Source organism: Gordonia prachuapensis, assembly GCF_036350515.1.
Taxonomy (GTDB): Bacteria; Actinomycetota; Actinomycetes; order Mycobacteriales; family Mycobacteriaceae; genus Gordonia; species Gordonia prachuapensis.
Genome location: NZ_JAZDUE010000017.1, coordinates 1 through 25,434 on the forward strand (window position 1 = coordinate 1; position 25,434 = coordinate 25,434).

The 25,434-nt window shown below is 68.0% G+C and carries 24 protein-coding genes and 1 riboswitch; of the genes, 14 read left to right on the forward strand and 10 right to left on the reverse strand.

The genetic code is table 11. The features are described 5' to 3' along the window. Nucleotides 1-260: 260 nt before the first annotated feature. Complete coding sequence (locus V1Y59_RS18710) at nucleotides 261-1,184, forward strand: cation diffusion facilitator family transporter (protein WP_330506470.1); 924 nt, start codon at nucleotides 261-263, stop codon at nucleotides 1,182-1,184. A gap of 51 nt (nucleotides 1,185-1,235) precedes the next feature. Then, the gene (locus tag V1Y59_RS18715; protein WP_330506471.1) at nucleotides 1,236-1,883 is read left to right on the forward strand and encodes a pyridoxamine 5'-phosphate oxidase family protein; all 648 of its coding nucleotides are present in this window, start codon (nucleotides 1,236-1,238) and stop codon (nucleotides 1,881-1,883) included. Here the strand turns inward: V1Y59_RS18715 and V1Y59_RS18720 are convergent. Both V1Y59_RS18720 and V1Y59_RS18725 read right to left on the reverse strand, forming a co-directional pair. After that, nucleotides 1,850-2,710: a site-2 protease family protein gene (locus V1Y59_RS18720; protein WP_431309224.1), complete on the reverse strand. Its 861-nt coding sequence runs from the start codon at nucleotides 2,708-2,710 to the stop codon at nucleotides 1,850-1,852. The genes V1Y59_RS18715 and V1Y59_RS18720 overlap by 34 nt on opposite strands. Continuing rightward, nucleotides 2,707-3,339, reverse strand: coding sequence for a hypothetical protein (locus V1Y59_RS18725; protein ID WP_330506473.1), 633 nt, complete (start codon nucleotides 3,337-3,339; stop codon nucleotides 2,707-2,709). The genes V1Y59_RS18720 and V1Y59_RS18725 overlap by 4 nt, the downstream gene beginning before the upstream one ends. Nucleotides 3,340-3,417: 78 nt before the next feature. On the opposite strand from V1Y59_RS18725, the gene V1Y59_RS18730 reads away from it, so the two are divergent. From V1Y59_RS18730 to V1Y59_RS18750, 5 genes are all read left to right on the forward strand, one after another. Continuing rightward, complete coding sequence (locus V1Y59_RS18730) at nucleotides 3,418-4,704, forward strand: adenylosuccinate synthase (protein WP_330506474.1); 1,287 nt, start codon at nucleotides 3,418-3,420, stop codon at nucleotides 4,702-4,704. 109 nt (nucleotides 4,705-4,813) lie between these two features. Continuing rightward, the gene (locus tag V1Y59_RS18735; RefSeq protein WP_330506475.1) at nucleotides 4,814-6,394 is read left to right on the forward strand and encodes an adenylate/guanylate cyclase domain-containing protein; all 1,581 of its coding nucleotides are present in this window, start codon (nucleotides 4,814-4,816) and stop codon (nucleotides 6,392-6,394) included. A gap of 20 nt (nucleotides 6,395-6,414) precedes the next feature. Continuing rightward, the gene (gene purT / locus V1Y59_RS18740; protein ID WP_330506476.1) at nucleotides 6,415-8,175 is read left to right on the forward strand and encodes a formate-dependent phosphoribosylglycinamide formyltransferase; all 1,761 of its coding nucleotides are present in this window, start codon (nucleotides 6,415-6,417) and stop codon (nucleotides 8,173-8,175) included. A gap of 15 nt (nucleotides 8,176-8,190) precedes the next feature. Further along, nucleotides 8,191-8,670 carry a DUF456 domain-containing protein gene (locus tag V1Y59_RS18745; RefSeq protein WP_330506478.1) on the forward strand — a complete coding sequence of 160 codons (480 nt, stop codon included), beginning with the start codon at nucleotides 8,191-8,193 and terminating at the stop codon, nucleotides 8,668-8,670. Continuing rightward, nucleotides 8,667-9,356 carry a YoaK family protein gene (locus V1Y59_RS18750; RefSeq protein WP_330506479.1) on the forward strand — a complete coding sequence of 230 codons (690 nt, stop codon included), beginning with the start codon at nucleotides 8,667-8,669 and terminating at the stop codon, nucleotides 9,354-9,356. The genes V1Y59_RS18745 and V1Y59_RS18750 overlap by 4 nt, the downstream gene beginning before the upstream one ends. On the opposite strand, the gene V1Y59_RS18755 is transcribed toward V1Y59_RS18750, so the two are convergent. From V1Y59_RS18755 to V1Y59_RS18765, 3 genes are read right to left on the reverse strand one after another with little or no spacing between them, the layout of a single operon-like run. Continuing rightward, the gene (locus tag V1Y59_RS18755; protein WP_330506481.1) at nucleotides 9,316-10,158 is read right to left on the reverse strand and encodes an ABC transporter ATP-binding protein; all 843 of its coding nucleotides are present in this window, start codon (nucleotides 10,156-10,158) and stop codon (nucleotides 9,316-9,318) included. The genes V1Y59_RS18750 and V1Y59_RS18755 overlap by 41 nt on opposite strands. Continuing rightward, entirely contained in the window at nucleotides 10,155-11,279 is a 1,125-nt protein-coding gene (locus tag V1Y59_RS18760) for a FecCD family ABC transporter permease (RefSeq protein WP_431309225.1), read from the reverse strand. The genes V1Y59_RS18755 and V1Y59_RS18760 overlap by 4 nt, the downstream gene beginning before the upstream one ends. Beyond that, the gene (locus tag V1Y59_RS18765) at nucleotides 11,276-12,325 is read right to left on the reverse strand and encodes a FecCD family ABC transporter permease (RefSeq protein ID WP_330506483.1); all 1,050 of its coding nucleotides are present in this window, start codon (nucleotides 12,323-12,325) and stop codon (nucleotides 11,276-11,278) included. The genes V1Y59_RS18760 and V1Y59_RS18765 overlap by 4 nt, the downstream gene beginning before the upstream one ends. Nucleotides 12,326-12,512: 187 nt before the next feature. On the opposite strand from V1Y59_RS18765, the gene V1Y59_RS18770 reads away from it, so the two are divergent. Then, nucleotides 12,513-12,992 carry a hypothetical protein gene (locus V1Y59_RS18770; RefSeq protein WP_330506484.1) on the forward strand — a complete coding sequence of 160 codons (480 nt, stop codon included), beginning with the start codon at nucleotides 12,513-12,515 and terminating at the stop codon, nucleotides 12,990-12,992. A gap of 155 nt (nucleotides 12,993-13,147) precedes the next feature. Here the strand turns inward: V1Y59_RS18770 and V1Y59_RS18775 are convergent, their stop codons facing one another. Both V1Y59_RS18775 and V1Y59_RS18780 read right to left on the reverse strand, forming a co-directional pair. After that, nucleotides 13,148-14,545 carry an FAD-dependent oxidoreductase gene (locus V1Y59_RS18775; RefSeq protein WP_330506485.1) on the reverse strand — a complete coding sequence of 466 codons (1,398 nt, stop codon included), beginning with the start codon at nucleotides 14,543-14,545 and terminating at the stop codon, nucleotides 13,148-13,150. Nucleotides 14,546-14,698: 153 nt separating this feature from the next. After that, complete coding sequence (locus V1Y59_RS18780; RefSeq protein ID WP_330506648.1) at nucleotides 14,699-15,667, reverse strand: ABC transporter substrate-binding protein; 969 nt, start codon at nucleotides 15,665-15,667, stop codon at nucleotides 14,699-14,701. Between the two features lie 184 nt (nucleotides 15,668-15,851). On the opposite strand from V1Y59_RS18780, the gene V1Y59_RS18785 reads away from it, so the two are divergent. The 3 genes from V1Y59_RS18785 to V1Y59_RS18795 are packed head-to-tail and all read left to right on the forward strand — an operon-like array spanning nucleotide 15,852 to nucleotide 17,967. After that, nucleotides 15,852-16,361: an Rv0361 family membrane protein gene (locus V1Y59_RS18785; protein WP_330506486.1), complete on the forward strand. Its 510-nt coding sequence runs from the start codon at nucleotides 15,852-15,854 to the stop codon at nucleotides 16,359-16,361. Beyond that, a complete protein-coding gene (locus V1Y59_RS18790; protein WP_330506487.1) occupies nucleotides 16,358-16,771 on the forward strand; it encodes a rhodanese-like domain-containing protein in 414 nt (137 codons plus the stop codon). Before V1Y59_RS18785 ends, V1Y59_RS18790 begins: the two co-directional genes overlap by 4 nt. Continuing rightward, complete coding sequence (locus V1Y59_RS18795) at nucleotides 16,768-17,967, forward strand: O-succinylhomoserine sulfhydrylase (protein WP_330506489.1); 1,200 nt, start codon at nucleotides 16,768-16,770, stop codon at nucleotides 17,965-17,967. Before V1Y59_RS18790 ends, V1Y59_RS18795 begins: the two co-directional genes overlap by 4 nt. A 202-nt stretch (nucleotides 17,968-18,169) precedes the next feature. Here V1Y59_RS18795 and V1Y59_RS18800 read toward each other — a convergent pair whose 3' ends face one another. Both V1Y59_RS18800 and V1Y59_RS18805 read right to left on the reverse strand, forming a co-directional pair. After that, nucleotides 18,170-19,126: an ERCC4 domain-containing protein gene (locus V1Y59_RS18800; protein ID WP_330506490.1), complete on the reverse strand. Its 957-nt coding sequence runs from the start codon at nucleotides 19,124-19,126 to the stop codon at nucleotides 18,170-18,172. After that, entirely contained in the window at nucleotides 19,119-20,222 is a 1,104-nt protein-coding gene (locus V1Y59_RS18805) for an isochorismate synthase (RefSeq protein ID WP_330506491.1), read from the reverse strand. Before V1Y59_RS18805 ends, V1Y59_RS18800 begins: the two co-directional genes overlap by 8 nt. Before the next feature lie 89 nt (nucleotides 20,223-20,311). Beyond that, a riboswitch (SAM riboswitch) is annotated at nucleotides 20,312-20,425 on the forward strand. Between the two features lie 17 nt (nucleotides 20,426-20,442). On the opposite strand from V1Y59_RS18805, the gene V1Y59_RS18810 reads away from it, so the two are divergent. Further along, complete coding sequence (locus V1Y59_RS18810; RefSeq protein WP_330506492.1) at nucleotides 20,443-21,786, forward strand: aminotransferase class V-fold PLP-dependent enzyme; 1,344 nt, start codon at nucleotides 20,443-20,445, stop codon at nucleotides 21,784-21,786. Between the two features lie 172 nt (nucleotides 21,787-21,958). On the opposite strand, the gene alc is transcribed toward V1Y59_RS18810, so the two are convergent. Beyond that, the gene (gene alc / locus V1Y59_RS18815; RefSeq protein WP_330506650.1) at nucleotides 21,959-22,942 is read right to left on the reverse strand and encodes an allantoicase; all 984 of its coding nucleotides are present in this window, start codon (nucleotides 22,940-22,942) and stop codon (nucleotides 21,959-21,961) included. 181 nt (nucleotides 22,943-23,123) lie between these two features. Here alc and V1Y59_RS18820 point away from each other — a divergent pair, with 181 nt between their 5' ends. Together V1Y59_RS18820 and V1Y59_RS18825 are read left to right on the forward strand one after the other, a co-directional pair. Further along, nucleotides 23,124-23,618 carry a MarR family winged helix-turn-helix transcriptional regulator gene (locus tag V1Y59_RS18820; protein ID WP_330506493.1) on the forward strand — a complete coding sequence of 165 codons (495 nt, stop codon included), beginning with the start codon at nucleotides 23,124-23,126 and terminating at the stop codon, nucleotides 23,616-23,618. Continuing rightward, nucleotides 23,615-25,279, forward strand: a complete 1,665-nt coding sequence (locus V1Y59_RS18825) for an MDR family MFS transporter (RefSeq protein ID WP_330506495.1) — start codon at nucleotides 23,615-23,617, stop codon at nucleotides 25,277-25,279. The genes V1Y59_RS18820 and V1Y59_RS18825 overlap by 4 nt, the downstream gene beginning before the upstream one ends. The last annotated feature ends 155 nt before the right edge of the window (nucleotides 25,280-25,434 follow it).

Here is a 25,434-nt window from a genome sequence, read left to right on the forward strand (position 1 = left end):
ACAGCAGCCGAGCAGGCTTCCCGGGCCGACAGGTCACTGGTGAAGGACACACCCACCGGGAGCGGTCAGTCACGAAGAAGGTCAGACCCGACAGCCTCCTCGACTACCCACCATCATCCTCACTGTCTCGAAGGGCCCCTTCGTGACGACCCTCCGCAAGCTCCGGGTCTCCTCAGGGATCGAGGGGTTGGCACTCCGCAGGGGTCGGGGTGGGTCCTCGCTTGTGATATATGCGAAAGTCTGCATATATTGGCGACGACATGGGGCACTCACATTCGCACGCGCACACCCACGGGCCGACGACGACCGCATCGACGGGGCATCGCCGGATCTGGCCGATGGCTGTCGCCGTCGGGATCATCGGCAGTTACTTCGTCGTCGAGCTCGTCACCGGACTCATCGTTGACTCCCTGGCCCTGATCGCCGATGCGGGCCACATGCTCACCGACGTCGCCGCGCTGACGATGGGCCTGATGGCGCTGCTGCTGGCCAGGCACGGTTCGGCCACCGACGACCGCAGCTTCGGCTGGCACCGCGCCGAGGTGTTCACCGCCGTCGCGAACGCGGTGCTGCTCATCGGGGTGGCGGTGTTCGTCTTCTACGAGGCCATCCGGCGTATCGGCACCGACCCCGAGGTCCCCGGGCTGACGTTGATCGTGGTCGCGCTGGTCGGTCTGGCCGTCAACGTCGCGGTGATGGTGTTGTTGCGCGCCGACTCGAAGCAATCCATCGCGGTGCGCGGTGCCTACCTCGAGGTGCTCGCCGACGCCGTCGGCAGTGTGGGTGTCCTCGTCGCCGGCGTCGTGGCGTTGACCACGGGCTGGGGATACGCGGACGTCGTCGTCGCGGTGCTGATCGCGCTGTGGGTGGTGCCGCGTGCCGTACGGCTGGCAGTGGACGCCTTGCGGATCCTCAACCAGCAGGCCCCCGCGCATGTCGACGTCGATGCACTGCGCCGGGACCTCGCCGCGATCCCCGCCGTCGACGACGTCCACGACCTGCACGTGTGGACCCTGACGACCGGGATGGACGTGGCGACAGTGCACCTCGACAGCGACGGCACCAACACCGACGTCCTGACCGCCGCACAGGAGGTCATGGTCCGCCACGGGCTCGGCCACGCGACGATCCAGGTGGACCCCGAGTCAGTGCAACGGAAGTGTCGCGACGAACTGCAGTGGTGACGGCACGAAAACCGTTGGCGTGAACGCACCCGACTCGCCATGCTGTGAAGCATGACGATCGGCGATCTGTCCACTCTCACACGTAAACCCGACCGCGGTGGGGACCGTGCACTCCTCGACGAGGTCCTCGACGAAGCGACCGTCGGGGTGCTGTCGACGGTGACCGACGACGGGTTCCCGTGGTCGGTGCCGATGCTGGTGGCTCGCGACGGGAACCGGTTGCTCGTGCACGGATCGTCCGGAGCCGGCGCCCTCCGGCACGTCGCCGCCGGTGCGCCCGCCACGTTCACCGCGTTCCTCGTCGACGGACTCGTGGTCGCCGCCACCTTGTTCGACCACTCGGTGAACTACCGGTCGGCGGTCGTCCGAGGACGGCTGGAACGCGTGGACCCCGCGGACGCCCTACGCGCACTCGACGTCTTCTCGGACGCGGTGCTGCCCGGCCGCAGTGCGGAAGTACGTGACCACACCCCCAAAGAGGTGTCGGCGACGGCGATCCTGGCGTTGCCGATCATCGAGGGCCAGTGGTTGACGAAGGCACGCAGCGGCGGTCCCGGTGTCGCCGACGGCGCAGTCGGCTGGACGGGCCACGTCCCCGTCCGCACCGTCTACGACGAACCGGTGGTGGCGACACCGGGTGAGCTTCCCCGATCGGTGCGAGACCTCTACCGCCAGAACACGAACAGATCCCAGCCGTAGGACGCGAGCACACTCGGCACCCCGGACAGACCGAACAGCCAGTAGACGAGATCGAAGAACGCGCGGTTGAGGAACGGGATGAACAAGAGCGCGAACACGATCAGGAAGCCGTACGGGGCCACCTTCTGCATCGAGAACCGCGTCTTGTCGGACAGATACGGCTCGATCGCTCCGTACCCGTCGAATCCCGGAACCGGCAACAGGTTCAGCACCGCGGCGGTGATCTGGAGGAACGCCAGCATCGACAACGCCGCCCAGAGGTTGAGGCCGTCGACCGCATAGAGAACGTTGTCCGGGCCGGTGAAACCCTGTGCCCCATAGGAGCTGGGCGAGGCGAACCGCACGACCATCAGCAGGATCACGCCGAGCGCGGCGTTGGTCAGCGGACCGGCCAGCGACACGATCGTGCGTTGGGCCCGACTGAATCCGTGTTGGTGCACGTACACCGCGCCGCCCGGAAAACCGATGCCGCCCAACAGGATGATCAGCAGCGGCAGCCCGATCGACAGGCCCGGATGTGCGTACCGCATGGGGTTGAGGGTGAGGTAGCCACGCAGTTCGGCGCTGCGGTCGCCGAACCGGAATGCCGTGACGGCATGGGCGAACTCGTGCAGGCACAGCGAGATGACCCATCCGGCCAGCACCAACAGAAGTGTTCCGCCCACCGACTCGAGATTGCGGCCGGGTTCGGAGCCGGCCACCAGCCAACCACCGACGGCCGCGGCCGCGACGAGCCCGAGGAACAGCGGCCCCGGGCGGACGGCGCGGACGATTTCACGGCTCGTCGGCCCGGCACCGCGACCGGCGGCCGACCCGAACGCACTCACGGACACACCAGGTTCATGTCCACATGATGCCGATAGAACGTCGAACGCTTCAGCGTGCGCGTCGTGAGGACGCCCTCTCGCTCGACGACGATGTTGGTACCACCGGTCTGCGCCGCTCGTCCCTCGTGCCAGCCACCCGGGCGCAGCGGCCGGATCAGCCGCGCGCGCAGGCCGGGAGCGTGCGCCAGCGGCTCGATCTCCACCCCGCGCACCTCGCCGGTGAACAGTCGGGTGTTGTCGACATACGTCTCGCCGTGCAGCTTCGCGCCGTCGCCGCCCAGGTGACGAGCCCGCCCGACCAACACCGTTGCTGCGTCGTCGCGGATCAGCGGTACCGCGCGGGCACTGCCCTGCTCGGCGAGTTCTGCCGCCTCCCGCCCGTGGGGGAGACCGTGGACCCGGGTGGCGCGGGTGGCGGCCGGCGCGACGTAGCCGACCTCCACGTCGAGACGTTCCGTCAGCATCAGAACCGCGAGGACCTGCGCGAGAAATGCATCGGCACCGGCCGCGTCGGCCCCCACCACCACGAGTCGCGAAGGTTGTTCGTCGGCGAGAAAACCCGTCACCGCGGCTCGTACCGCCTGCTTCTGATTCCCCACCTCGGCTTCGGCGATACGCACAATCGACACGTGAGTAGCGTATCGATCCCGGTGAGCAAGTAAGGTTGGCCTGTTGTTCAGCGTGCCAACTCAAAGGAGTAACCGACCATGGCCGCGATCGTGCTGATCGGCGCCCAGTGGGGCGACGAGGGCAAAGGCAAGGCGACCGACCTCCTCGGTGGGCAGCTGCAATGGGTTGTCCGCTACCAGGGCGGCAACAACGCAGGTCACACGGTGGTGTTGCCCAACGGTGAGACGTTCGCGCTGCACCTGATCCCGTCCGGCATCCTCACGCCGGGGGTCAACAACGTCATCGGCAACGGTGTCGTGGTCGATCCCGGTGTGTTGCTCACCGAGCTCGGTGGGCTCGAGGACCGCGACATCGACACCTCGGGTCTGATGATCTCCGCGGACGCGCACCTGCTGATGCCGTATCACGTCGCCATCGACAAGGTGACCGAGCGATTCCTCGGCAACAAGAAGATCGGCACCACCGGACGCGGTATCGGTCCCTGCTACCAGGACAAGATCGCCCGCGTCGGCGTCCGGGCCGCCGACGTGCTCGACGAGAAGATCCTCACGCAGAAGGTCGAGGCGGCGCTCGAACTGAAGAATCAGATCCTGGTCAAGATCTACAACCGCCGTGCCCTCGAGCCGGCGCAGGTGGTCGACGAGGTGCTGACGCAGGCGGAGGGCTTCAAGGGACGCATCGCCGACACCCGGCTGCTGCTCAACCAGGCGCTCGAGCGCGGCGACACCGTGCTGTTGGAGGGTTCGCAGGGCACCCTGCTCGACGTCGACCACGGCACCTACCCGTACGTGACGTCGTCGAACCCGACGTCGGGCGGCGCGGCGGTCGGGGCGGGTATCGGCCCCAACAAGATCACCACGGTGCTCGGCATACTGAAGGCATACACCACCCGCGTCGGGTCAGGACCGTTCCCGACCGAGCTGTTCGACGAGTGGGGCGCCTACCTGGCCAAGACCGGCGGCGAGGTGGGCGTGACCACCGGACGCGCCCGCCGGTGCGGCTGGTTCGACGCGGTGATCGCCCGCTACGCGACCCGCGTCAACGGCATCACCGACTACTTCCTCACCAAACTCGACGTGCTCTCCAGCCTCGACACGGTGCCGATCTGCGTCGCCTACGACGTCGACGGCGAACGCGTCGAGGAGATGCCGATGACGCAGACCGGGTTCCACCACGCGAAGCCGATCTACGAGGAGATGCCCGGCTGGTGGGAGGACATCTCCGGCGCCCGGACCTTCGACGAACTGCCGAAGACCGCACAGGACTACATCCTTCGGCTCGAAGACCTTGCCGGGGCACACATCTCGTGCATCGGTGTCGGCCCGGGCCGCGACCAGACGATCGTGCGGCGCGCGATCATCTGACCCGACTCGTCGAACGGCCGTTGCCGCAACCACACGGGGAACTGCCCATCCACACGGGGAATATCCCCAGTGGATGTCAACTCCCCATGTGGTTGCGATACTAGGCGGCATGCGTTCGAGGCGGGGGAGCCGCGACTACGGGTCGATCCTGCTCGGCTCGGCCGACGAGAGCGGGTTCCGGCAACGGATCCGGATACAGACGCTGCTGACGGGATCGATCGTCACGGCCAACCTGTTCGGTGCCCTGGTCGCCGTCGCGCTGACCGCGGTCGGCATCCCCGAACCCACGGTCTTCACCGGCGAACTGTGGTGGGTGAACTTCATCGCGGTGCCGGTGTACATCTTCGCCGCCTTCGTCGTCGGAATCGGTTGGGGCACAGCGGTCGCCGTTCGGGATCTGCGGTGGGCCATCGCGGACCGGCCGCCGACCAAGCGCGACGCGCGCCGCACGATGCGGGTGCCGTGGGTGCTGTCGCTGGTGCAGGGCATGCTGTGGGGCGGCGCGACGGTCATGTTCACGCTGATGTACGGGATCGTGGACCCGCAACTCATTCCAAAAACCCTGTTCGTGGTGGGGCTCAGCGGCATCGTCGTCGTGTCGATCTCGTACCTGCTGATCGACTTCACGCTGCGTCCCGTCGCGGCGGAACTGATCAGCGCCGGATTCCACCGCCGCAAACGCAGCGGCGTGCGGGCCCGCTCGGTGGTGTCGTGGATCGTCGGATCGGCCATCCCCATCGTCGGGATCATGCTCGTCGTCGGCTTCGGCCTCGCGCGCGACGACACCACCAAACTCGACATGTTCGTCGGTGTGATCGTGCTCGGCCTGACCGCGCTGTTCACCGGACTGCTGCTGACCGTGTTGTCGAGCGTCAGCGTGACCGGCCCGATCCGCAGCGTGCGCGCGGGCATGAATCAGGTGACCGCCGGGGACCTCGACGACGCCGAGATCGTCGTCTACGACGGCACGGAGCTCGGTGACCTGCAGGTCGGCTTCAACTCGATGGTGGTGGGCCTGCGGGAGCGGGAACGGATGCGGGACCTGTTCGGCCGCCACGTCGGCCGCGATGTGGCGGCGGCGGCGCTCGAGCGGGACCCGGAACTCGGTGGGTCGGAACGCACCGTCGCGGTGGTGTTCGTCGACGTGATCGGTTCGACGACCCTGGCGGCCGGTCGCACCCCTACCGAGGTGGTGGAGATCCTCAACCGGTTCTTCGCGGTGATCGTCCGCGCCGTCGAACATGGTCAGGGGCTGGTCAACAAGTTCGAGGGCGACGCCGTGCTCGCCATCTTCGGCGCACCGATCGAGATCGACGATCCGGCGGGCGCCGCCCTGGTCGCGGCCCGCGACATCGCGCAGGGACTCGCCCAGGACGTCCCGGACATCTCCGCGGGCATCGGCGTCGGCTACGGGCCCGTGGTCGCCGGGAACATCGGCGCCATCGAACGCTTCGAGTACACGGTGATCGGCGACCCGGTGAACGAGAGCGCCCGGCTCTCCGAGCTCGCCAAAAGAGATCCGTCGCGCCCACTGGCCGCGGGACGCGCGGTCGACGCCGCCGGGGACGAATCGGCGTCGTGGGAACGGCAGGAGACGATCACGCTGCGGGGACGCACCGAGGAGACGGTCGTCTACGCGGCGCTCATCGATGACGGGCCCGACCGAGATCTCCGCGGAGGCACGCTCTGAACTGCACGTAGGATCTGGGCATGACGTCAGACAGCCACAGCGCTTCGGAGGCGTCGGTGCAGGCCGGTGAGGAGGCCGCATCGGTGCCGGGCCCGCAGGTCCCACCCCCGGTCGATCCGGAGGCACCGACGGCCGTTCCCGCACCGGCCGTCGGACCGCCCGCGGTGCTCGGAACCCCGCTCAGCCCCTCGGCCACCAAGGTGATGGTGCTCGGTGCCGGTGAGCTCGGCAAAGAGGTCACCATCGCTTTCCAGCGGCTCGGTGTCGAGGTGATCGCGGTCGACCGGTACGCCGACGCCCCCGGCCAGCAGGTCGCCCATCATGCCGAGGTCGTGGACATGACCGACGGTGACGCGCTGCTCGCGCTGATCGATCGGTACCGCCCGCACTATGTGGTGCCCGAGATCGAGGCGATCGCCACCGAGGCGCTCGTCGAGGTCGAGAACCGTGCCCTCGCCGAGGTCATCCCCACGGCCCACGCGGTGGTGGCGACGATGAACCGCGAAGGCATCCGCCGTCTCGCCGACGAGGAGCTGGGGCTGCCCACCTCGCCGTACCTGTTCGCGTCCTCGCAGGAGGAACTGGAGGCGTCCGTCTCCGAGATCGGGTTCCCCTGTGTCGTGAAGCCGGTCATGTCGTCGTCGGGCAAAGGGCAGACCGTGGTGCGCGCGCCCGCCGACATCGAGGCCGCGTGGCAGACCGCGACGACCGGGGCCCGCGTACAGGGCGAACGCGTCATCGTCGAGGGCTTCATCGAGTTCGACTACGAGATCACCCTGCTCACCGTGCGGGCGATCGACCCGGCGACCGGGCGCCTGGCATCGCACTTCTGCGCTCCGATCGGTCATCAGCAGGTCGGCGGCGATTACGTGGAGAGCTGGCAGCCGCACGAGATGAGCGGCGACGCACTCGCCTCGGCAACCTCCATCGCCGCGCGCATCGCGACCGCGATGGGTGACGGGAAGCTCGGCGGGCGAGGGGTTTTCGGTGTCGAACTGTTCGTCAAGGGCGACGACGTGTACTTCTCCGAGGTGAGTCCGCGCCCGCACGACACCGGCCTGGTCACCCTGGCCACTCAACGGCTCTCCGAGTTCGAGATGCATGCCCGCGCCATCCTCGGTCTGCCGGTCGACATCACCCTCGCCTCACCCGGAGCGTCCGCGGTGATCTACGGCCAGCTCGACGAGCCGGCGATCGGATTCGCCAACGTCGCGCGCGCCCTCGCCGTACCCGAGACCGACGTCCGGCTGTTCGGCAAACCGGCGAGCTTCCAGCGTCGGCGGATGGGCGTCATCACCGCCACCGCCGACGACGTCGCCACCGCCCGACAGCGGGCGGTGCAGGCCGCGTCGCTGGTCACCCCGGTGGCCGGCCGGCCGTTCGAACGTATGGTGCCGCAGCCCATGGGCCGACCGCCGGTGCCGCCACCCCCACGCCGTCCCGGACCCCCGCCGATGCCGGCCGGCCGGCCCGGTGGGCCGTCACCAGCCGGTCAAGCCGGACCGCCGCCCCCGCCGCGTCCCGGACCGCCGCCGCGAAACGCACCGCAGGGACCGCCGCCGCGCGGTCCGCGACCGGGACCGCCCCCGCCACGCGGGCCGATGCCGCCGCGCGGCGGTGCCCCCGGACGACCGGGTGGCCCTCCGCCGCGCCCGATGCCCCCGAACGCGGGCCGTCCCGCCGGACCGCCGCCGCCCCGCCCGGCCGACCAGACATCGAGATCGGGCGACGACAAGCCGGCCGCGCCCGCGGACCAGACGTCGCGCGCATCGGTCGACTGACCCGGACACCCGTCGATGTCGCTGGGTGGGGAACTGCTCATCGGGGCAGTCATCCTCGTCGGGCTGCTGGGCATCGTGTTCCCGGTGCTCCCCGGTGGCCTGCTCGTCGCGGCCGCCATCGGGATCTGGGCGCTGCTCGTCGGCGGCTGGGCGTGGGGGATCTTCGCAGCCGCCGCCGTCATCATCGTGATCGGTGAGGTCGTCAAGTACCTCGTCGCCGGACGCTCCCTGAAGGCCGACGGCATTCCCAACACCACCATCGCCGTCGGCGGGGTGCTGGGCATCGTCGGATTCTTCGTGATCCCGGTGATCGGACTGTTCATCGGGTTCGTCGTCGGCGCGCTGGTCACGGAACTGATCCGGACGCGCAGCGCCGCCGCCGCCTGGCGCGGCACCCGCGCGGCGTCGAAAGCGGCGGTCATCACCATCGGCATCGAGTTGTTCGCGGCGCTGCTGGCCACCGGTGTCTGGCTCGTCGGGGCGGGGGTCTGGTGACCCGGACCGATCCGTCCGGCGGAATGATCGCCGCCGGACTTCTGCTGCTCGTCGCCGGATTCGTGGACGCTGTTGCCTTCATCTATCTGCAGGCCAACTTCGTGTCGTTCATGTCCGGCAACACCACGGTCATGGGGGTGTCGCCGAGCCTCGGTCACTGGTCGGATGTCGCGGTGTGCGCCGGGCTGATCGCCTTGTTCTTCGCCGGGGTGTTCCTCGGATCCGTCGTCAACAGGACCCGACGTCGTCCACGGGAATTCCTGGTGTGGACGATCGCGGCCGCGACGACGGTCGGTGCGGTGTTGGTGAGCCTGGAACCCGTTGCCGCCGCAGGTGAAATGGACGGTGCCGGTGTCGCCGGGATGCTCGTGGTGGCGGTAGCGACGGGCATGATCAACGCGATCTTCGAGAAGGAGGCCGCAGTGCCCTACGGCCTCACCTATATCACCGGGACGCTGGTGCGGTCGGCTCGGCAGCTCGCCGACACGGTGGTGGGAGAGGCGCCCGGCCGACGCTGGTCGTGGCTGGGGTCGCTGGGGATGTGGTCGTTGCTGGCCGTCGGTGCGGTCGGCGGCGGGTACTGCTACCGGTGGATGTCGTTGCCTGCCATGTGGATTCCGGCCACACTGCTGGCAGCGATGGCGCTCACGATCTCACTGGCGCGTGCCGCGCACCCAACGGGATGATCATCGGGCCGCCCGCGATCGGGTCCTCCATCACGTGCGCCTGAAGGCCGAACGCCTCCTCGAGCAACGCGCTGGTGATCACATCACCGGGGCGGCCGTGCGCCATGATCTGACCCTCGCGCATCACGAACAGTGAATCACTGTATCGCGCAGCAAGATTGAGATCGTGTAGGACCATCACCACGGTCTTGCCGTGTTCGGTGCGCAACGTGTGCACGAGGTCGAGGATCTCCACCGAGTGCGCGAGGTCGAGGTAGGTGGTCGGCTCGTCGAGCAGGAGCAGATCGGTTTCCTGCGCAAGGGTCAACGCGATCCACACGCGCTGACGCTGGCCACCCGACAACGCGTCGATGGTGCGGTCGGCGAGGTCGGCGGTCTCGGTCTGCTCCAGGGCGCGGGCCACGGCCGCCTCGTCGGCCGGAGTGGCCTGCTGATACCACCGCTGATGCGGGTGACGACCGCGGATGACCAGATCGGCGACCGTGAGTCCCTCCGGCGCAACGGGATTCTGCGGCAGCAGGCCGAGCGTGCGGGCCACCGTCTTCGGACGCATCCGGTTAATGTCCTCGTCGTCGAGGTACACCGTGCCGGCGCGCGGCGGAAGCAGCCGCGACAGCGCCCGCAACAACGTGGATTTCCCGCAACCGTTGGGGCCGATGATGCTGGTGATCTGGGCACCCGGGATCGCGATGTCCAGATCGGTGATCACGGTCCGCTCGTCGTAGCCGACGCTGAGGCCCTCGGCCCGCAGTCGGCAGCCGGTGGCGTGCGGTGTGACGTCGATGCCGGGACCGTGGTTCATACCGTCGCCTTCCGGGACATGGTGATCATGAGGTAGATGAGGAACGGTCCGCCGATCGCCGCGGTGACGATGCCGACAGGAAGGTTGCCGGGAAGCACTGTGCGACACAACAGGTCGCCGCCCAACACCAGCATGGCCCCGACGAGTCCGGAGGCCAGCGGCGTCGGCTGCGGCGACGCCGTCAGACGCAGCGCGATCTGCGGTGCGAGCAACGCGACGAAGGCGATCGGACCGGCCGCCGACACGCACAGGGCGGTGACGACGACGGCGGCGACCAGCACCGCCGCGGTCACCCGGCCCGCGTTGATCCCGAGGCCGCGAGCGATGTCGGGGCCCAGACCCAGCACCCCGATCGGACGGGACAGTCCGATCACCATCGTCACGCCGATCGTCACGGCGATCAGCGACGGCCACACGTCCGACCAGGTCGCCTGCGACACCGACCCGACCAGCCACGTCTGCGCGCGGGCGGCATCATCGATCCGGGCCCGGGTGAGCATGTAGGTGGTGAGCGCCTGCAGCATCCAGGTCACGCCGACGCCGATGATGACCAGCCGAAACGGGTCGATCCCCGCGTTGGCGCGACGCCCCGGCCAGGCCAGGATGTACATCGCGATCGCGGTCGCGAATCCGCCCAGCAACGCGGCCGCCGGAATGCCCAGGTCGGCGAGCCAGGCGCCCCACGAGGTGGAGAAGGCGATGGCCGCGACCGCCGCGGCGCTGGCACCGGCGGTGATGCCCAGGATGTCGGGCGTGGCCAGCGGGTTACGGGCGATCCGCTGGGTGAGTGCACCGGCCATCCCCAGCCCGAAACCGACGAGCAGCGACACCAGTGCCCGCGGCAAGGCGACGTCGAACACCACCACGTTCTCGATGCGTGTCCCGCCGCCCAGGAGGACCCGCGCGACGTCGAAGGGACCCATCGGGTAGTCGCTGACCCCGATGCTGAGCAGGAACAGCAGAACTGTGATCGCCGCGCCGACGGCGGCGACGACGAGCATTCGCGGGCGGACGATCCACGACGACGGCCCGACATGGACGATCCGTCGGGCCGTCGAACCCATGGTCGTCTCGGCCCGATCCGGTTCCGGGGCGGGCTGCGTGCGCGTGTCGATGGTCATACGCTCACCAGTCTCCGTCGTCGGACCATCGCGATCAGGAACGGGGCCCCCACCAGCGCGAGCACGACACCGACCTGGATCTCTCCCGGCCGGGCGATGATACGGCCGAGGATGTCGCAGACGAGGATCAGGATCGCGCCCAGCAGGGCCGAGTACGGGACGATCCATCGGTAGTCGGGCCCGACGAAGGCACGGGCGATGTGCGGCACGACCAACCCGAGAAACACGATCGGGCCGCACGCGGCAGTCGCGGCACCGATGAGCAGCGTGATGGTGAGGATGCCGACCGTGCGGATCAGCACCACCCGCGATCCGAGTGCCTTGGTCATGTCCTCGCCCAGACTCAGCACATTGAGGAAATAGCCACTGCCCAGCGCGAGGACCAGTCCGATCACGATGAACGGCAGGCTCGCAGAGAACACGTCGAGTCCGCGCCCGGTGGTGGCACCGACGTTCCAGAAGCGCCACGCGTCGAGGGTGACGCTGTCGGTGAGCACGATCCCCGAGGTGATCGCGAGCAACATCGCGGACAGGCCGGTGCCGGCGAGGACCAGGGTCAGGGGGCTTGCCCCCGACAGGGCGGACAGCCCGAACACGGCACTGGCGGCGATCAGCGCGCCCAGCAGCCCGAATGCCATGTAGGCGATCGGGCTCGAGATGCCCAGCACATAGACGCCGACGACCACCGCGCAGGCGGCGCCGGCGTTCACCCCGAGCATCCCCGGGTCGGCGAGCGGATTGCGGGTGTGCCCCTGGGCGAGCGCCCCCGCCGCGCCGATCGCCAGGCCGACGATCAAACCGAGAACGGTGCGGGGGAAGCGGAGATCCCAGACGATCCCGTAGACGTCGCCTGCGCCGGGCGGGGGAGCAGGGGACTCGAGCACGATCCACGGCATCCCGTGGAAGTCGGTCAGGCTCAGATGTGGCCACCCACCGGCCTGCAAGACGTCGAGGACCTCAGAGAGCCCGAGTTGCCGGGTGCCGATCGCGACGGACGCGAGCAGCGCCACGACGAGTACTGCGATGAGCAGCACGATTCCGGTCATCCGACGCACAAAGGGTTACCTTACCAACGCCTTTCGGGGGTTAGGTGGCGCCCATCGTGACAATCTCCGTTGCATAACGAAACGCCGCCCGCGTCTGTGAAGATGCTTTGAGGTACGTAACGATTCGATACGTGGGGATCGATAGATCAACCAGTACTTGAGGTCGACAAATCAGAGGAGAGGTCCGATGAGAGCATCAATCAAGCGTGCAGGCGCCGCCGCTTTGGCGACGGTCGGCATCGCTGCCGGCTCGCTGGCCGGGACGGCACCGGCGCAGGCCGTCCCCGGCGTCCACAACCTGCAGATGATCGGCGGGATCAACTGCTATTGGAAGGGCTGGGGACCGACGTGGGACAACCTCCCGGGCTGGCGTATGCATCGCTGGATGGGTGTGAAGAACACCGGTAGCCAGCGGATGCACGGTGTGACGGTCACCGAACTGTTCGGCGCGGCCAAGTCGCCGAACTTCCGTAATCAGCCGGCACGTTCGCTGAACCCGGGGCAGACCTACATCGCGTTCGACACCACGTGGGAAGGCTGCTGGCCGTCGTCGATCTCCGGCTACGCGATCGCCACGGAGACCGAGGATCTGCTCGACAACTGGGGCTTCTGGGCCAACGTCCGCCAGGAGCGCGGTGACCAGTCGGAGGTCACGCCGGAGGACTAGGAAGCGCCGACCCGGCGTACGCCGACAGAACCCAAAAAATCACCGAGAGAACCCACCGTCTTGGACGGAGGCCCGCGACCGTGATCGCGGGCGGGTTCTCTCGGTGATTTTTTGGGTTCTGTCGGCCGCCGTGCTGAGCACGTTGGCAGGTGACCTTACGAGCTGGGGCGGGCCACCTTGTCGGGCTCGCTGGCGGCGAGCATGTCCTCGCGCTCGACCACCTTGACGCGTTCGCGGCCTTCGGCGGCACCGAGAGCGCGCTCGTGCTCGTCGAGGCGGTACCAGCCGTCCCAGGTGGTGAACGGGATGTTCTTGGACTCGAGGATCTCGATGAGGGCGTCCTCGGCGGGGCGGCTCGGCGACAACAGCGCCTCGTTGGTCATGTCCTCGAGGATGCAGTCCACGGTCTCGTTGGCGTCGCCCTTGGTGTGGCCGATCAGGCCGACGGGGCCACGCTTGACCCAACCGGTGGTGTAGATGCCGGTCAGGTGGGTGCCCTCGTCGAACACGCGTCCGGCTTCGTTGGGGATGACGCCGGCCTGGGTGTCGAACGGAATCTGCGGCAGGTTGTCCGACAGGTAGCCGACCGCGCGGTAGACCGCGCCGAGCTCCCAGTCGGTGTGCTTGCCGGTCGGCTTGACGTTGCCGGTGCCGTCGAGCTGGGTGCGTTCGGTGCGCAGGCCCACGACCTTGCCGTCTTCGCCGAGGATCTCCACCGGATTCTCGAAGAAGTGCAGATACAGCTTGTGGATCGCGCCCTGCTTCGGCTCGCGGATGGCGTAGTTCTCGATGATCGTGGCGACCTGGTCAGTGATCTTCGACCCGCGCCGCGCCACCGCGGAGCCTTCGTCGTACTCGATGTCCTCGGGGTTGACGATGACCTCGATGTTGGGCGAGTGGTCGAGTTCCTTGAGTTCGAGCGGGGTGAACTTGGCCTGCGCGGGTCCGCGACGACCGAACACGTGCACCTCGACGGCCTTGTTGTTCTTGAGGCCCTCGTAGACGTTGGCCGGGATCTCCGTGGGCAGCAGTTCGTCGCCGGTCTTGGCCAGCACGCGCGCGACGTCGAGGGCGACGTTGCCGACGCCGATGACGGCGACCTTCTCCTGATCCAGCGGCCAGGTGCGCGGGAAGTCGGGGTGTCCGTCGTACCAGGCGACGAACTGGGCGGCGCCGTAGCTGCCGTCGAGATCGGTACCCGGGATGTCGAGGGCGCGGTCGTCGGTGGCGCCGGTGGAGAAGATCACCGCGTCGTAGAGGTCACGCAGCTCGTCGAGGGTGATGTCGGTGCCGTAGTCGACGTTGCCGATCAGCCGCACCTGCGGCTTGTCGAGCACCTTGTGCAGCGCGGTGATGATGCCCTTGATCCGCGGATGATCCGGCGCCACGCCGTAGCGGATCAGACCGAACGGTGCGGGCATGCGCTCGAACAGGTCGATGCTCACGCCACGATCCTTGGCGGTGTCAGACTTCATCAACGCGTCGGCGGCATAGATCCCGGCGGGACCGGCTCCGACGATGGCAACCCGCAACGGGCGGCTCGTGTCACTCATGGAATAGGTGCTTTCCGTGGCTCTCTCGGTGACTTCGGCGAAGAAGTCGCTGGCGGTGGCCGCAAACGCGGCGCCTATCCCTTCTACGGTAGGCGCTGACAGGCCGTCACCAAAATCTCCGTGTGAGGTAAACCTCACTTGGGTCGTGGGTGGTCAGCGCTTCGCGGCCTCGGATATTGGTCCGACGGTCTGCTCGGCCACCCAGGGGATGGTCAGAAGCGTGGGTACCGACATGGCGGTGCCCACCTGCTGGTCCAGGTAGACGACGCGTCCCTCCTGGGCAACGGGCTGCCGCTGCCAGTTCGGATCGTTGCGCAGGCGGTCGTTGGCTCCGTCCCAGTCGACGGCCACCACCACATCCGCATCGTTGAGCATCGCGTAGTTCTCCGCGGAGATCTCCCCGTAGAAGCCGTTGGTGATGGCCGGCTCCAGCGATTCGGGGAAGGCCAGGCCGTAGTCGGTGAGGGTCTGGCCGCGGCCGTCGGTGGCGCTGTAGATCGACAGCCCGCCGGTCGGCGACGAGGTCACCACGACCCCCGTCTTGCCCTCCAACTCCGGATGCTGCTCGCGGACGTCGGCGAGGAATGCCCTGGTCTCGTCGATCTTCGCCTGAGCTTGCTCGGGTAGGCCGACTGCGCGACCGATCTGCGTGGTCTGTGCGTCCCACGGCACCTGCCAATCCGGGTACTCGGCCGGGCGGGTGACGGTCGGGACGGCCTTGGAGAGGATGTCGTACTGCTCGCGAGTCGGGGCGGCGCCGACGGCGGTGACCAGATCCGGATCGGTCTCGAGTGCTTGCGGGATCTGGCTGCCGAACTCGAACGCTGCCTCGGGCAGGATCACCGGCTCCGCGTCGCCGAGCAGCTCCGCGTTCCACGGCGTGGAGCGTTCCGGTGGATCGTTGAACGGTGCGATCGTCGTCGGCGTGATGCCCAGGGCCAGGAGGGTGTCCGCATCGCCGACGCCCATCGCCGCCACCCGGGACGGTTGCTCGGAGACGGTGGTCGAACCGTAGGAGTGGTCGATGGTCACGGGCAGCGCGCCGGGATCGGCCGAGGGCATCGACGACGTCGCGGCGGTGTCCTCCTCGGGTGCACTACACGCGCCGACTGCCACGGCCATCGTGGCGGCGATCGCTGCGATCGCGACACCGGTGGGCCGGAAGTGACGTGTTCGATGTGCTCGCAAAGCTACCTCCGCCTCGTCGGTTCGGTTACCCTGTCGGATTGGTTACCCAACCCTTACCAGCAAGAGGTCGACGGTGCCCCGGGGCGGGTGCACGAATGCTCTCGATAGACTGCCCGCCATGGCCAAGAGTGCAGGTGATCGGGATCGTTCGACGTCGCAGGGGCGTCGTGGCGAGCCGACTGCGCCGGCCGGTCGGTCGTGGAAAGAGGCGTGGCCGTTCCTGGTCGCCCTGGGGATCATCGTGGTCGTCGCCCTCGGCATCGGCATCTCCTATCTGATCCGCCCTGCCGATGACCGGATGAACACCGAGGCCCACATCCAGCACGCCGTGAACGACGCCTACACGGCGCGCAACGAGCTCGACTATGCGGCCTACCGCGGCGCGATGTGTGCGGAGGAGCTCGGGTCGGACAGCTTCCCGGACGAGGCCACGTTTGTCGACGACAACCGGATCTCGTTCGAGGAGAACGGTCAGATCGTGATCCCGGAGATCGCCGACATCACCGTCACCGGAGATCGCGCGACCGCGCAGGTACATTGGCATTTCGACGAGAAGCCCGATCAGGAACAGGTCACGAACGTGGTCGTGGTACGAGAAGACGGGGACTGGAAGGTGTGTACGTCGTGAGCTACGCGGGTGACCTCACGCCGCAGCAGGCGTGGGAGAAACTGGAGAACGACCCGAACGCGGTGCTGGTCGACTGCCGTACCCGGGCCGAATGGGCCTTCGTCGGGGTGCCGGATCTCGAGATCATCGGCAAGAAGACGGTGTTCATCGAGTGGAACACGTTTCCCGACGGTCGCCACAACGGCGCGTTCGTGTCGCAGCTGCGCGACGCCGGGATCGCCGACGACAACGAGGTCATCTTCATCTGCCGGTCCGGGCATCGTTCGATCGGGGCGGCCGAGGCGGCGACGGCCGACGGCGTCGCGAAGGCTTACAACGTGCTCGACGGCTTCGAGGGCGGCCTCGACGAGAACGGCCATCGCGGCCGCGTCGGTTGGCGAGCGTTGAACCTGCCGTGGCGGCAGTCGTGAGCAAGCAACTGCCCGAAGGCGTTTCGGCCGATACGCTGGCCGTCCGGGCCGGTCTGGACCGCTCCGGATTTTTCGAGACCTCCGAGGCGCTGTACCTGACGAGCGGGTACGTCTACGACTCCGCCGAAGCCGCCGAACGTGCGTTCACCGGTGAGGACGAGCGATTCGTGTACTCCCGGTACGGCAATCCGACGGTGGAGATGTTCCAGGAGCGTCTGCGCCAGATCGAAGGTGCGCAAGCATGTTTCGCCACCGCGAGCGGCATGGCGGCGGTGTTCGTCGCGCTGGGAGCGTTGCTCAAGGCGGGTGACCGGCTGGTCGCCGCCCGCAGCCTGTTCGGTTCCTGCTTCGTGGTCTGCAACGAGATCCTGCCGCGCTGGGGTGTCGAGACCGTGTTCGTCGACGGTGAGGATCTCGACCAGTGGGAGGCGGCGCTCGCCAAGCCCACCGACGCGGTGTTCTTCGAGACCCCGTCCAACCCGATGCAGGTGCTCGTCGACGTCGCCAAGGTGACCGAGATGGCGCACGCCGCCGGCGCGAAAGTGGTGTTGGACAACGTCTTCGCCACTCCACTACTGCAGCGTGGACTGGACATGGGTGCCGACGTCATCGTGTACTCGGGCACCAAGCACATCGACGGTCAGGGCCGTGTCATGGGCGGTGCGGTACTCGGCGAGAAGGAGTACATCGACGGTCCGGTGCAGACCCTGATGCGCCACACCGGCCCCGCCATGAGTCCGTTCAACGCGTGGACGATGCTCAAAGGCCTCGAGACGATGCGGCTGCGGCTCGACGCGTCGGTGTCGTCGGCGTTGCGGATCGCCGAGTTCCTGGAAGCCGATCCGCGGGTCGCGTGGGTCAAATATCCGTTCCTGCAGTCTCATCCGCAGTACGAGCTCGCCAAGGCGCAGATGTCGGGTGGTGGCACCGTGGTGACCTTCGAGATCGCAGACCGCGACGGCGTCGGCGGCAAGAAGCGGGCGTTCGAGGTGCTCAACGGCCTCCAGATCGTCGACATCTCGAACAATCTCGGCGACTCGAAGTCGCTGATCACCCACCCCGCCACCACCACCCACCGTGCCATGGGGCCCGAGGGTCGCGCTGCGATCGGCGTCACCGACTCCGTTGTGCGGCTGTCGGTGGGACTCGAAGGTGTCGACGATCTGCTGGCGGATCTGGATCGGGCCCTGGGGTAAGGGTTTCGGCGGTCGCTTCTGGATCTCGATACGGTCCTCGGCTAGCGCCTCGGCCCTACTCGATCAGCGAATAAGGCGGCTCCAACCGCCGATCAGCGAATAGGTTGGCTCCAACCGCCGATCAGCGAATGGGGGACTCCATCCGCTGGTCGAGTAGTCGCGAGGCGCTAGCCGAGCGACGTATCGAGACCCGCTCCACCATTCACCCCTCCGGCCGATCGTTCCGCGCCTCCCACGCCGACCGGATGCGCGCCGGGATCCGCCCCTTCGCGGGCACATCGAGCCCTTGGGTCAGCGCCCAGGTTCGGATCTCGGCGGGTGAGGCCTGCGGCCCGGCCAGGTCCGCGACCACGACGTCGGTGCGCGCCGACAGCCGCCACTCGTGCAACGCCGCACCGAGCCACCGGTATGTCCACTCTTCGGCCAGCTTCCGGTTGTCGCAGAACACGATCGGCACGCGTGGGAAGCGGACTTGGGCCTCGGCCAGGGCTTCGGCGAGCGTCGCGCCGGACACGTACTCGCGCTTGAAGAGTGAGCTGTACCCGGCCTCGACGACGACGGCCGCGCGATGCAGGCCGGCGAGATCGGCGAGCTGATAGGTCAGCTTGCCCGACGTGAGTCCGGCGCTGAGGTCGTCGACGGACTTGCGTTCCACCGCCGCGATCACGGTGTCGCCGTCGGTGATCGCATAGTCGCCGGCCGGGAGCTTTCGGCGGGTGGTGGTGGTCTGTTGATGGTCGAACTTGTAGGCATACCGTTCGCCGCTGTCGACGACGATGTCGAGCACCTGTCCGTGCGCCCGGGCCGTCGGCAGTGTGACATTGGGCCGGGCCTGCTTCGCGGTGCGGCGCGACTGCCAGAAGATCATCTCGCGCCCGCGGGCCCGGGTCAGCACGAACTGTGATCGGTTCTCCCGGCCGCGGTCGAGCACGAGGTCGATGGCCGCGCCACGCCTCGACACCGTCCGCACCGGGAGCCGATCGACGATCTCGGCGTCTGCCGGCCACGATTCCGCGCGGTGGCAATAGATCTTGGACGTGCGCGGCCAGGTGTCGCGCACCTTGAGGACCACGCCGTTGGCGCCCAGGGGGATTCGCACCAGATACGGCAGCGACGAACCCTCTTCGGGATTGCGTGCGACGAGGAAGTCGTCAGGCATGCTCGATTCCCAACGCCCGCAGAACGGTTGCGAGTTTCGCCGTGGTCTCGTCGAGTTCATCCTGCGGGTCCGACTGCGCGACGATCCCTCCGCCCGCCCAGGTCCGCAGGCTCCGACGATCGGCACCCAGCTGCAGGCATCTGATCGTCACCATCCATTCGCCGTCTCCCGCCGCGTCGCACCAACCCACCGCGCCGCCGTAGAGGCCGCGGGGTTCCTCGATCTCGCGGATCAGCTGTGCGGCAGCGTCAGTGGGGGTGCCGCAGACCGCGGGAGTGGGGCTGAGGACCGACGCCAGGTCGAGTGCCGTGATCGACGGATCGCGGAGCGTCGCGCGAATCGGAGTGGCGAGGTGCCATACCTCGCCGGTCGGATGGACTTCCGGCGTCGACGGTACGTCGAGGTCAGAACACAACGGTGCGAGACGATCTCGCAGATAGTCGACGACGAACCGATGTTCGGACTGATCTTTGTGTGATGCTGCGAGAGCTCGCGCGGCCGCCCGGTCGACCGTTGGGTCCGCCGACCGTGGTGCGGAGCCCGCGTACGGGCGGCACGTGACGACGCGACCCCGTCTGCGTAGCAACATCTCCGGGCTCGCGCCGAGGAGCCACGAGTCGTCACCGAACACTGCGCCCACATCGACGGCGAACGCGTTGCGGTCGCTGTTGCCGCCGGCCAGCGCGGCCACGAGTTCGGGGACGTCCACCGCGGGCTCGACGACGATGTCCACCGCACGAGCGAGCACCACTTTGTCGAGCTCGCCGTCGGCGATCCGCTTGATGGCGCCGATGACTCGGTCGCGATGGGTTCGCGGGTCCGGGCGCGCGTTCATCGACGTCGCTCGACGCCGGACCGGACTCGTGGGTGCCAGCGGTGCGGGCTCGGCCGTCAACGCGACCGGCGCCACCAATGCTGCAGGGTCGCTGGGATCGAACGGGATCGCGCCCGTGATCGCGCGCACCGGCCCCGATGCCAGGGCCGCCCGTGCGGCCGTCACGTCGTCGAACGTGCGACCGACGCCGCGTCCGCGAACCGTCCCGTGCGGCCCGGACAGGACGAACACATCGTCGTCGGCGCCGTCGGAGGAGGCCATGACCTCACCGTACCGGCTACGCAGACGGGGTTTCGCTCACGCGGAATCAGTAGTTGACTTCGCCCGATCGATGGGTGAGTCTTGATGCGGGTCATGAGTGCCAGTGACAAGCCCCGGCTCGCTGGCCGGCAACCCTCCTCCGCGGTGGGGTGCTCCGGGTGACGACCCGGCCGTGGTCGAGGTGATCACGGCAAGCGCGGATTCTCCAGGAGTGTTTGTCATGTCTGCTGTGTTGTCATCCCCGTTGGTCACGTCGCCGGCCGGTCTCTCGGCGCGAACGTCCGAGCGGCCGCCGATCGCGCCACTCGCCGAGGTCGTCGGCGCCGGCGAAAAGGTGCCGCTGTCGTCCGGTGACGTCGTGCGGTACGCCAATCTCGACTATGCGGCCAGCGCTCCCGCCCTGGCCGATGTGGCGCGGGCCGTGCAGTGTTCGCTGGGCCAGTACGCGAGTGTGCATCGCGGGGCGGGGCATCTCTCCCAGGTCACCACCGCAAGGTACGAGGCGGCCCGTGAGACGGTGCGTGAGTTCGTCCGCGGACGGGTCGACGACGCGGTTGTGTTCACCCGCGGCACGACCGACGCCATCAACCTGGCAGCCCACATCACCCGCGGCGACGTGGTCGTTCTGGACATCGAGCACCACGCGAACCTGCTGCCGTGGTCGGCACGCGAACGCACCGGGTCGTCGCGGCTTCGGGTGGTCCGCGCCGCGACCACGATCGAGGACACCCTCGCCGCGCTGGACACCGAACTCGCGTCGTCGCCGGCGGCGCTCCTCGCGGTGACGGCCGCCTCCAACGTCACCGGCGAGGTTCTGCCGGTCGGTCGCCTCGCCGCCGTCGCACACCGTCACGGCGCGCGGATTCTCGTCGACGCCGCGCAACTCGTCGCCCATCGGCCGGTGTCGATGGTGACCCACGGCGTCGACTATCTCGTGTTCTCCGGCCACAAGCTCTACGCGCCGTTCGGGGCCGGGGTGTTGGTCGGGCGTTCGGATTGGCTCGACGCGGCCGAACCGTACCTGGCGGGGGGTGGTGCGTCGGCCTCCGTCGCGGTCGACGATGCGACCCAGTCGGCCGACGTCACCTGGCACCGCGGCGCCGCGCGACATGAGGCCGGATCGCCTAATGTGTTGGGCGCGTTGTCCATCGCTGCTGCGTGTGAGTCACTGACGGCCCTCGGGTTCGACGCGATCGGACTCCACGAGACCGCGTTGCTGGCCCGCCTCGACAGAGGCCTCGACTCGGTCGACGGCGTCGAGCCGCTGCGTGTGTTCGACGACTCGACCGAACGGGTCGGCATCGCCGGCTTCGTCGTCGCCGGTCGTGCGCCCCGCGAGTTGGCCGAATTCCTCAGCGACAGAGCGGGAATCGGCGTCCGCGACGGCAAGTTCTGCGCGCATCCGCTGCTGCGGCGGCTCGGATTCCCGAACGGCGCGGTGCGCGCGAGTTTCGGCCTCGGTACCGGTTCCGACGACATCGACCGGTTGGTGGATGCTCTGCGGCAGTTGGCCCTTCGTGACGCCCGCTCCTTCGTCGCGGGCTCCTCAGGGGCCGGGGGATAGGTCAACCGCTCCTTCGTCGCGGGCTCCTCAGGGACCGGGGGATGATCAACCGCTCCCTGAGAAATCCCGGAGCCTGCGAAGGGAAAGATCAACCGCTCCCTGAGGAATCCCGGAGCCTGCGGAGGGATGTCACGAAGGGCAGCAACCGCTTCCACGAAGGGCGTGGCAACCCTCAGGCCTCGCCGCGCTCCCACTGCTCGACGAGTTCGGCCTCCGCGTCGGGCGTCAGGGTGCCGTAGAGCTTGAACCGCGCCATGCCGCCGTCGGGGAAGATGTCCATCCGCGCCTCGGTCATCGGCCGGTCGAGATCGATGACGAAACGGTGACGGGTGTCGGGCTGTAAATCGGTGCGCGGCAACACCTCGAACCATTCGCCGTCCTCGCCGTCGCGCCCGCGGACCGTCGCCGAGCCGGGGGCGTTGCCGAGGAAATAGCTGGTGTCGAGCTCGACGAGGCTCACCTGTCCGCGGCCCGCAAGGCGCACCTGCACCCAGTCGTTGCCGTCGTCGCGTCGCCGCGACGTCTCCCAGCCCTCACCCATGTTGCGGGCGCGGCCGGGCATCAGCAGGTTGTTCGGCGAGCTGTAGAACATGTTGGAGCAGGCCGTGATCAGGCCGCCGTTCTCCAGGGCGGCGAGGTCGAAGTGGCCGTAGCGGAAGAAGTGCGGGTTGGGCACGCCGCGACCGTGCACCCGGAATCGGGCGACGCCGCCGTCAGGATGCATCGACAGTCGCACGTGGGTGAAGCGGTTCTTCGCGCCGACCTTGAACGGGTTGCGGGTGTCGCCCTCGGCCGGGCTCTTCTCGACGATCGTCACCCACTCGACGTCGTTGAGCAGTTGATCGACCGAGACCACGCCCTCGACGGCGGCCGCCTCGACCGAGATGTGCGGGGGATAGTTGCCCTTGAACCAAGACGTGTCCACGACCACGCCGTACACCACTCCCGGCGCACCGAGACGGACAATCGCCTGGTCGATGCCACCCACACGGCGACGACGGGTCTCCCAGCCGTCGTACACCTGACCTTTGTGGCCGAACGTCGCCGGGCGGTACTCCGCCGGTGGCGTCTTGATCAGGTTCTGCGCCTCCGCGAAGAGATCGTCGTTGGTCCAGACCACCGCGCCCCCGAGGTCGCGAAGGGCGAGGTCGGGCATGGACGTGAAGTGCGGGCGATGGCCCGACGAGGGCGGCGGCTGAGGAGTCACGTTTTCTCATCGTAGGTAACGGTTTGCCTGGGATCGAATCCGAGCGCATACTTGCGTCCAGCAATTGATTGCATTCCGCAACTAATTGCAAAGGGAAAGTAAAGAAGTCCTCCGGAAGGGATCTGCGCCGATGCTCGACCAGAACGCCCTCGATGAGCTCTTCGACGTGTTGGCCCGTTACGTCCGCATGCGCGACCGCGCGGCCCATCGAACGTTCCGGACACCGGACGGTGACGTCGAGTCGGCCGCTTTCAAGTGCCTGTTCCATCTCGCGCGCCAGCCGATGCGCGCCCGTGAGCTGGCCGAGAGCCTGCACGCCGAGCCGTCGTCGGTGAGCAGATACGTCGCCGAACTCGTCGACCTGGGGTTCGTCCGTCGCGAAGCGGACCCCGCCGACGGCCGGGCCACGCTGCTGGTCATCACCGACATCGGCCGCGAACGCGTGGCGGCGATGCGCGCGGTGCGGCGACATGCGATGGACCGGGCGATGACGGACTGGACCGACGACGAGCTGCGGACCCTGGTGCGGCTGCTCGGTCGGTTCGTCGACGCGGCCGAGCCACTCTTCGCGCCGTCGGGAGACAAGCCCGGCAGCCTGGAGGACTTGATGAAAGGACGTGCATGACCGACACAGCCGCCGAGGCCCGCGACGACGTCGCCGGGGCCGGGCTGACCCACCGCCAGATCCTCACGGTGCTGGCGGGCCTGATGAGCGCGATGTTCCTGGCCGCGCTCGATCAGACGATCGTCTCGACGTCGATCCGCACGATCGCCGACGACCTCAACGGCTACGACATGCAGGCGTGGGCGACGACGGCCTACCTGGTGACCGCAACCATCGTCACTCCGCTCTACGGCAAACTGTCCGACCTCTACGGCCGTAAACCGTTCTTCATGGTCGCGATCTCGATCTTCGTCGTCGGGTCTCTGCTGTGCAGCCTGGCGACGTCGATGTACGAGCTCGCGGCGTTCCGCGCATTCCAGGGTCTCGGCGCCGGTGGCCTGATGACCCTGGCGCTCACCACCATCGGCGACATCGTGCCGCCGAGGGAGCGCGCCAAGTACCAGGGCTACTTCCTGGCCGTGTTCGGTACCTCCAGCGTGCTCGGACCGGTCCTCGGCGGACTGTTCGCCGGACAGAGCTCGATCCTGTGGATCAGCGGCTGGCGCTGGGTCTTCCTCGTCAACGTGCCGATCGGGCTCTGTGCACTACTCCTCGTCTACAAGGTGCTCAACTACGACCAGCAGAAAGGCGCCGGTGGCCGCACCGACTACTGGGGCGCCACCGGCCTGGCCGTCACCGTCGCGCCACTGCTGATCGTGGCCGAGCAAGGTCGCGAATGGGGATGGACCTCCGGGACCGCGTGGCTGTGCTACGCGATCGGTGCCGTGGGCCTGGCCGCGTTCGTCTGGATCGAGCACCGGATGGGCGACGACGCGCTGATCCCGCTGCGTGTGTTCCGGAACCCGGTCTTCGCGCAGGGCGTGGTCATCTCGGTGGTCGTCGGCGCCGCGATGTTCGGCGGCATCTCGATCCTCCCGCAGTATTACCAGGTGTTGCGCGGATCGAGTCCGATGATCGCGGGACTGCAGATGCTGCCGATGGTCGTCGGACTCATGACCGGCTCGATCCTGTCCGGTCAACTGATCTCGCGGACGGGTCGCTACAAGATCTTCCCGATCATCGGGTCGGTGCTGGTGACCGTCGGCGCGTTCCTGATGCACCTCGTCGGCGTGGACACACCGCTCTACCTGGTGATGGGCACCGCCGCGCTGATCGGATTCGGCCTGGGCAATCTTCTCCAGCCGGTCACACTGGCCATGCAGAACATCCTGCCGCCCAAGGATATGGGCCTGTCCACGGGCACCGCGACGTTCTTCCGTCAGATCGGCGGAACGATGGGTGTGGCGGTGTTCTTCTCGGTGCTGTTCTCGCTGATGGGGCCCAACATCTCTGACGAGATGACCTCGGCCGCACAACAACCCGAATACCGGGCCGCGGTGGTCGAGGCTTCGCAGAGCGACAATCCCCAGGTCCGCCAGTTCGCCGACGGGCTCATTGCTGCGGCGCAGAACCCCGCCAGCGCTGCCGGCGCGTCCGACGACGTCATGTCCGACACCTCGGTGATCTCCGAGCTGCCCGCCGAACTGGCCCGACCCATCAAGGTCGGTTTCGCCGACTCGATGGACGGGGTGTTCCTCGCCGTGTCGATCGTGTCGCTGGTCGGTGTCCTCGGCACGCTCACGTGGAAGGAACTGCCGCTCCGCAGCGGAAAAGCCCCGTAACCCTACGTAGCAACGTGCCCAGCACGGAGGTCGAGTGGGCGTTGAATTTCGTCGAGTGGGCGTCGCGTACCGCAATGACGCCACGTCACTGCGAAAGTACGACGCCCACTCGACGAAATTCGGCGCCCACTCGACACGAAAGGCGCTCTAGGGTC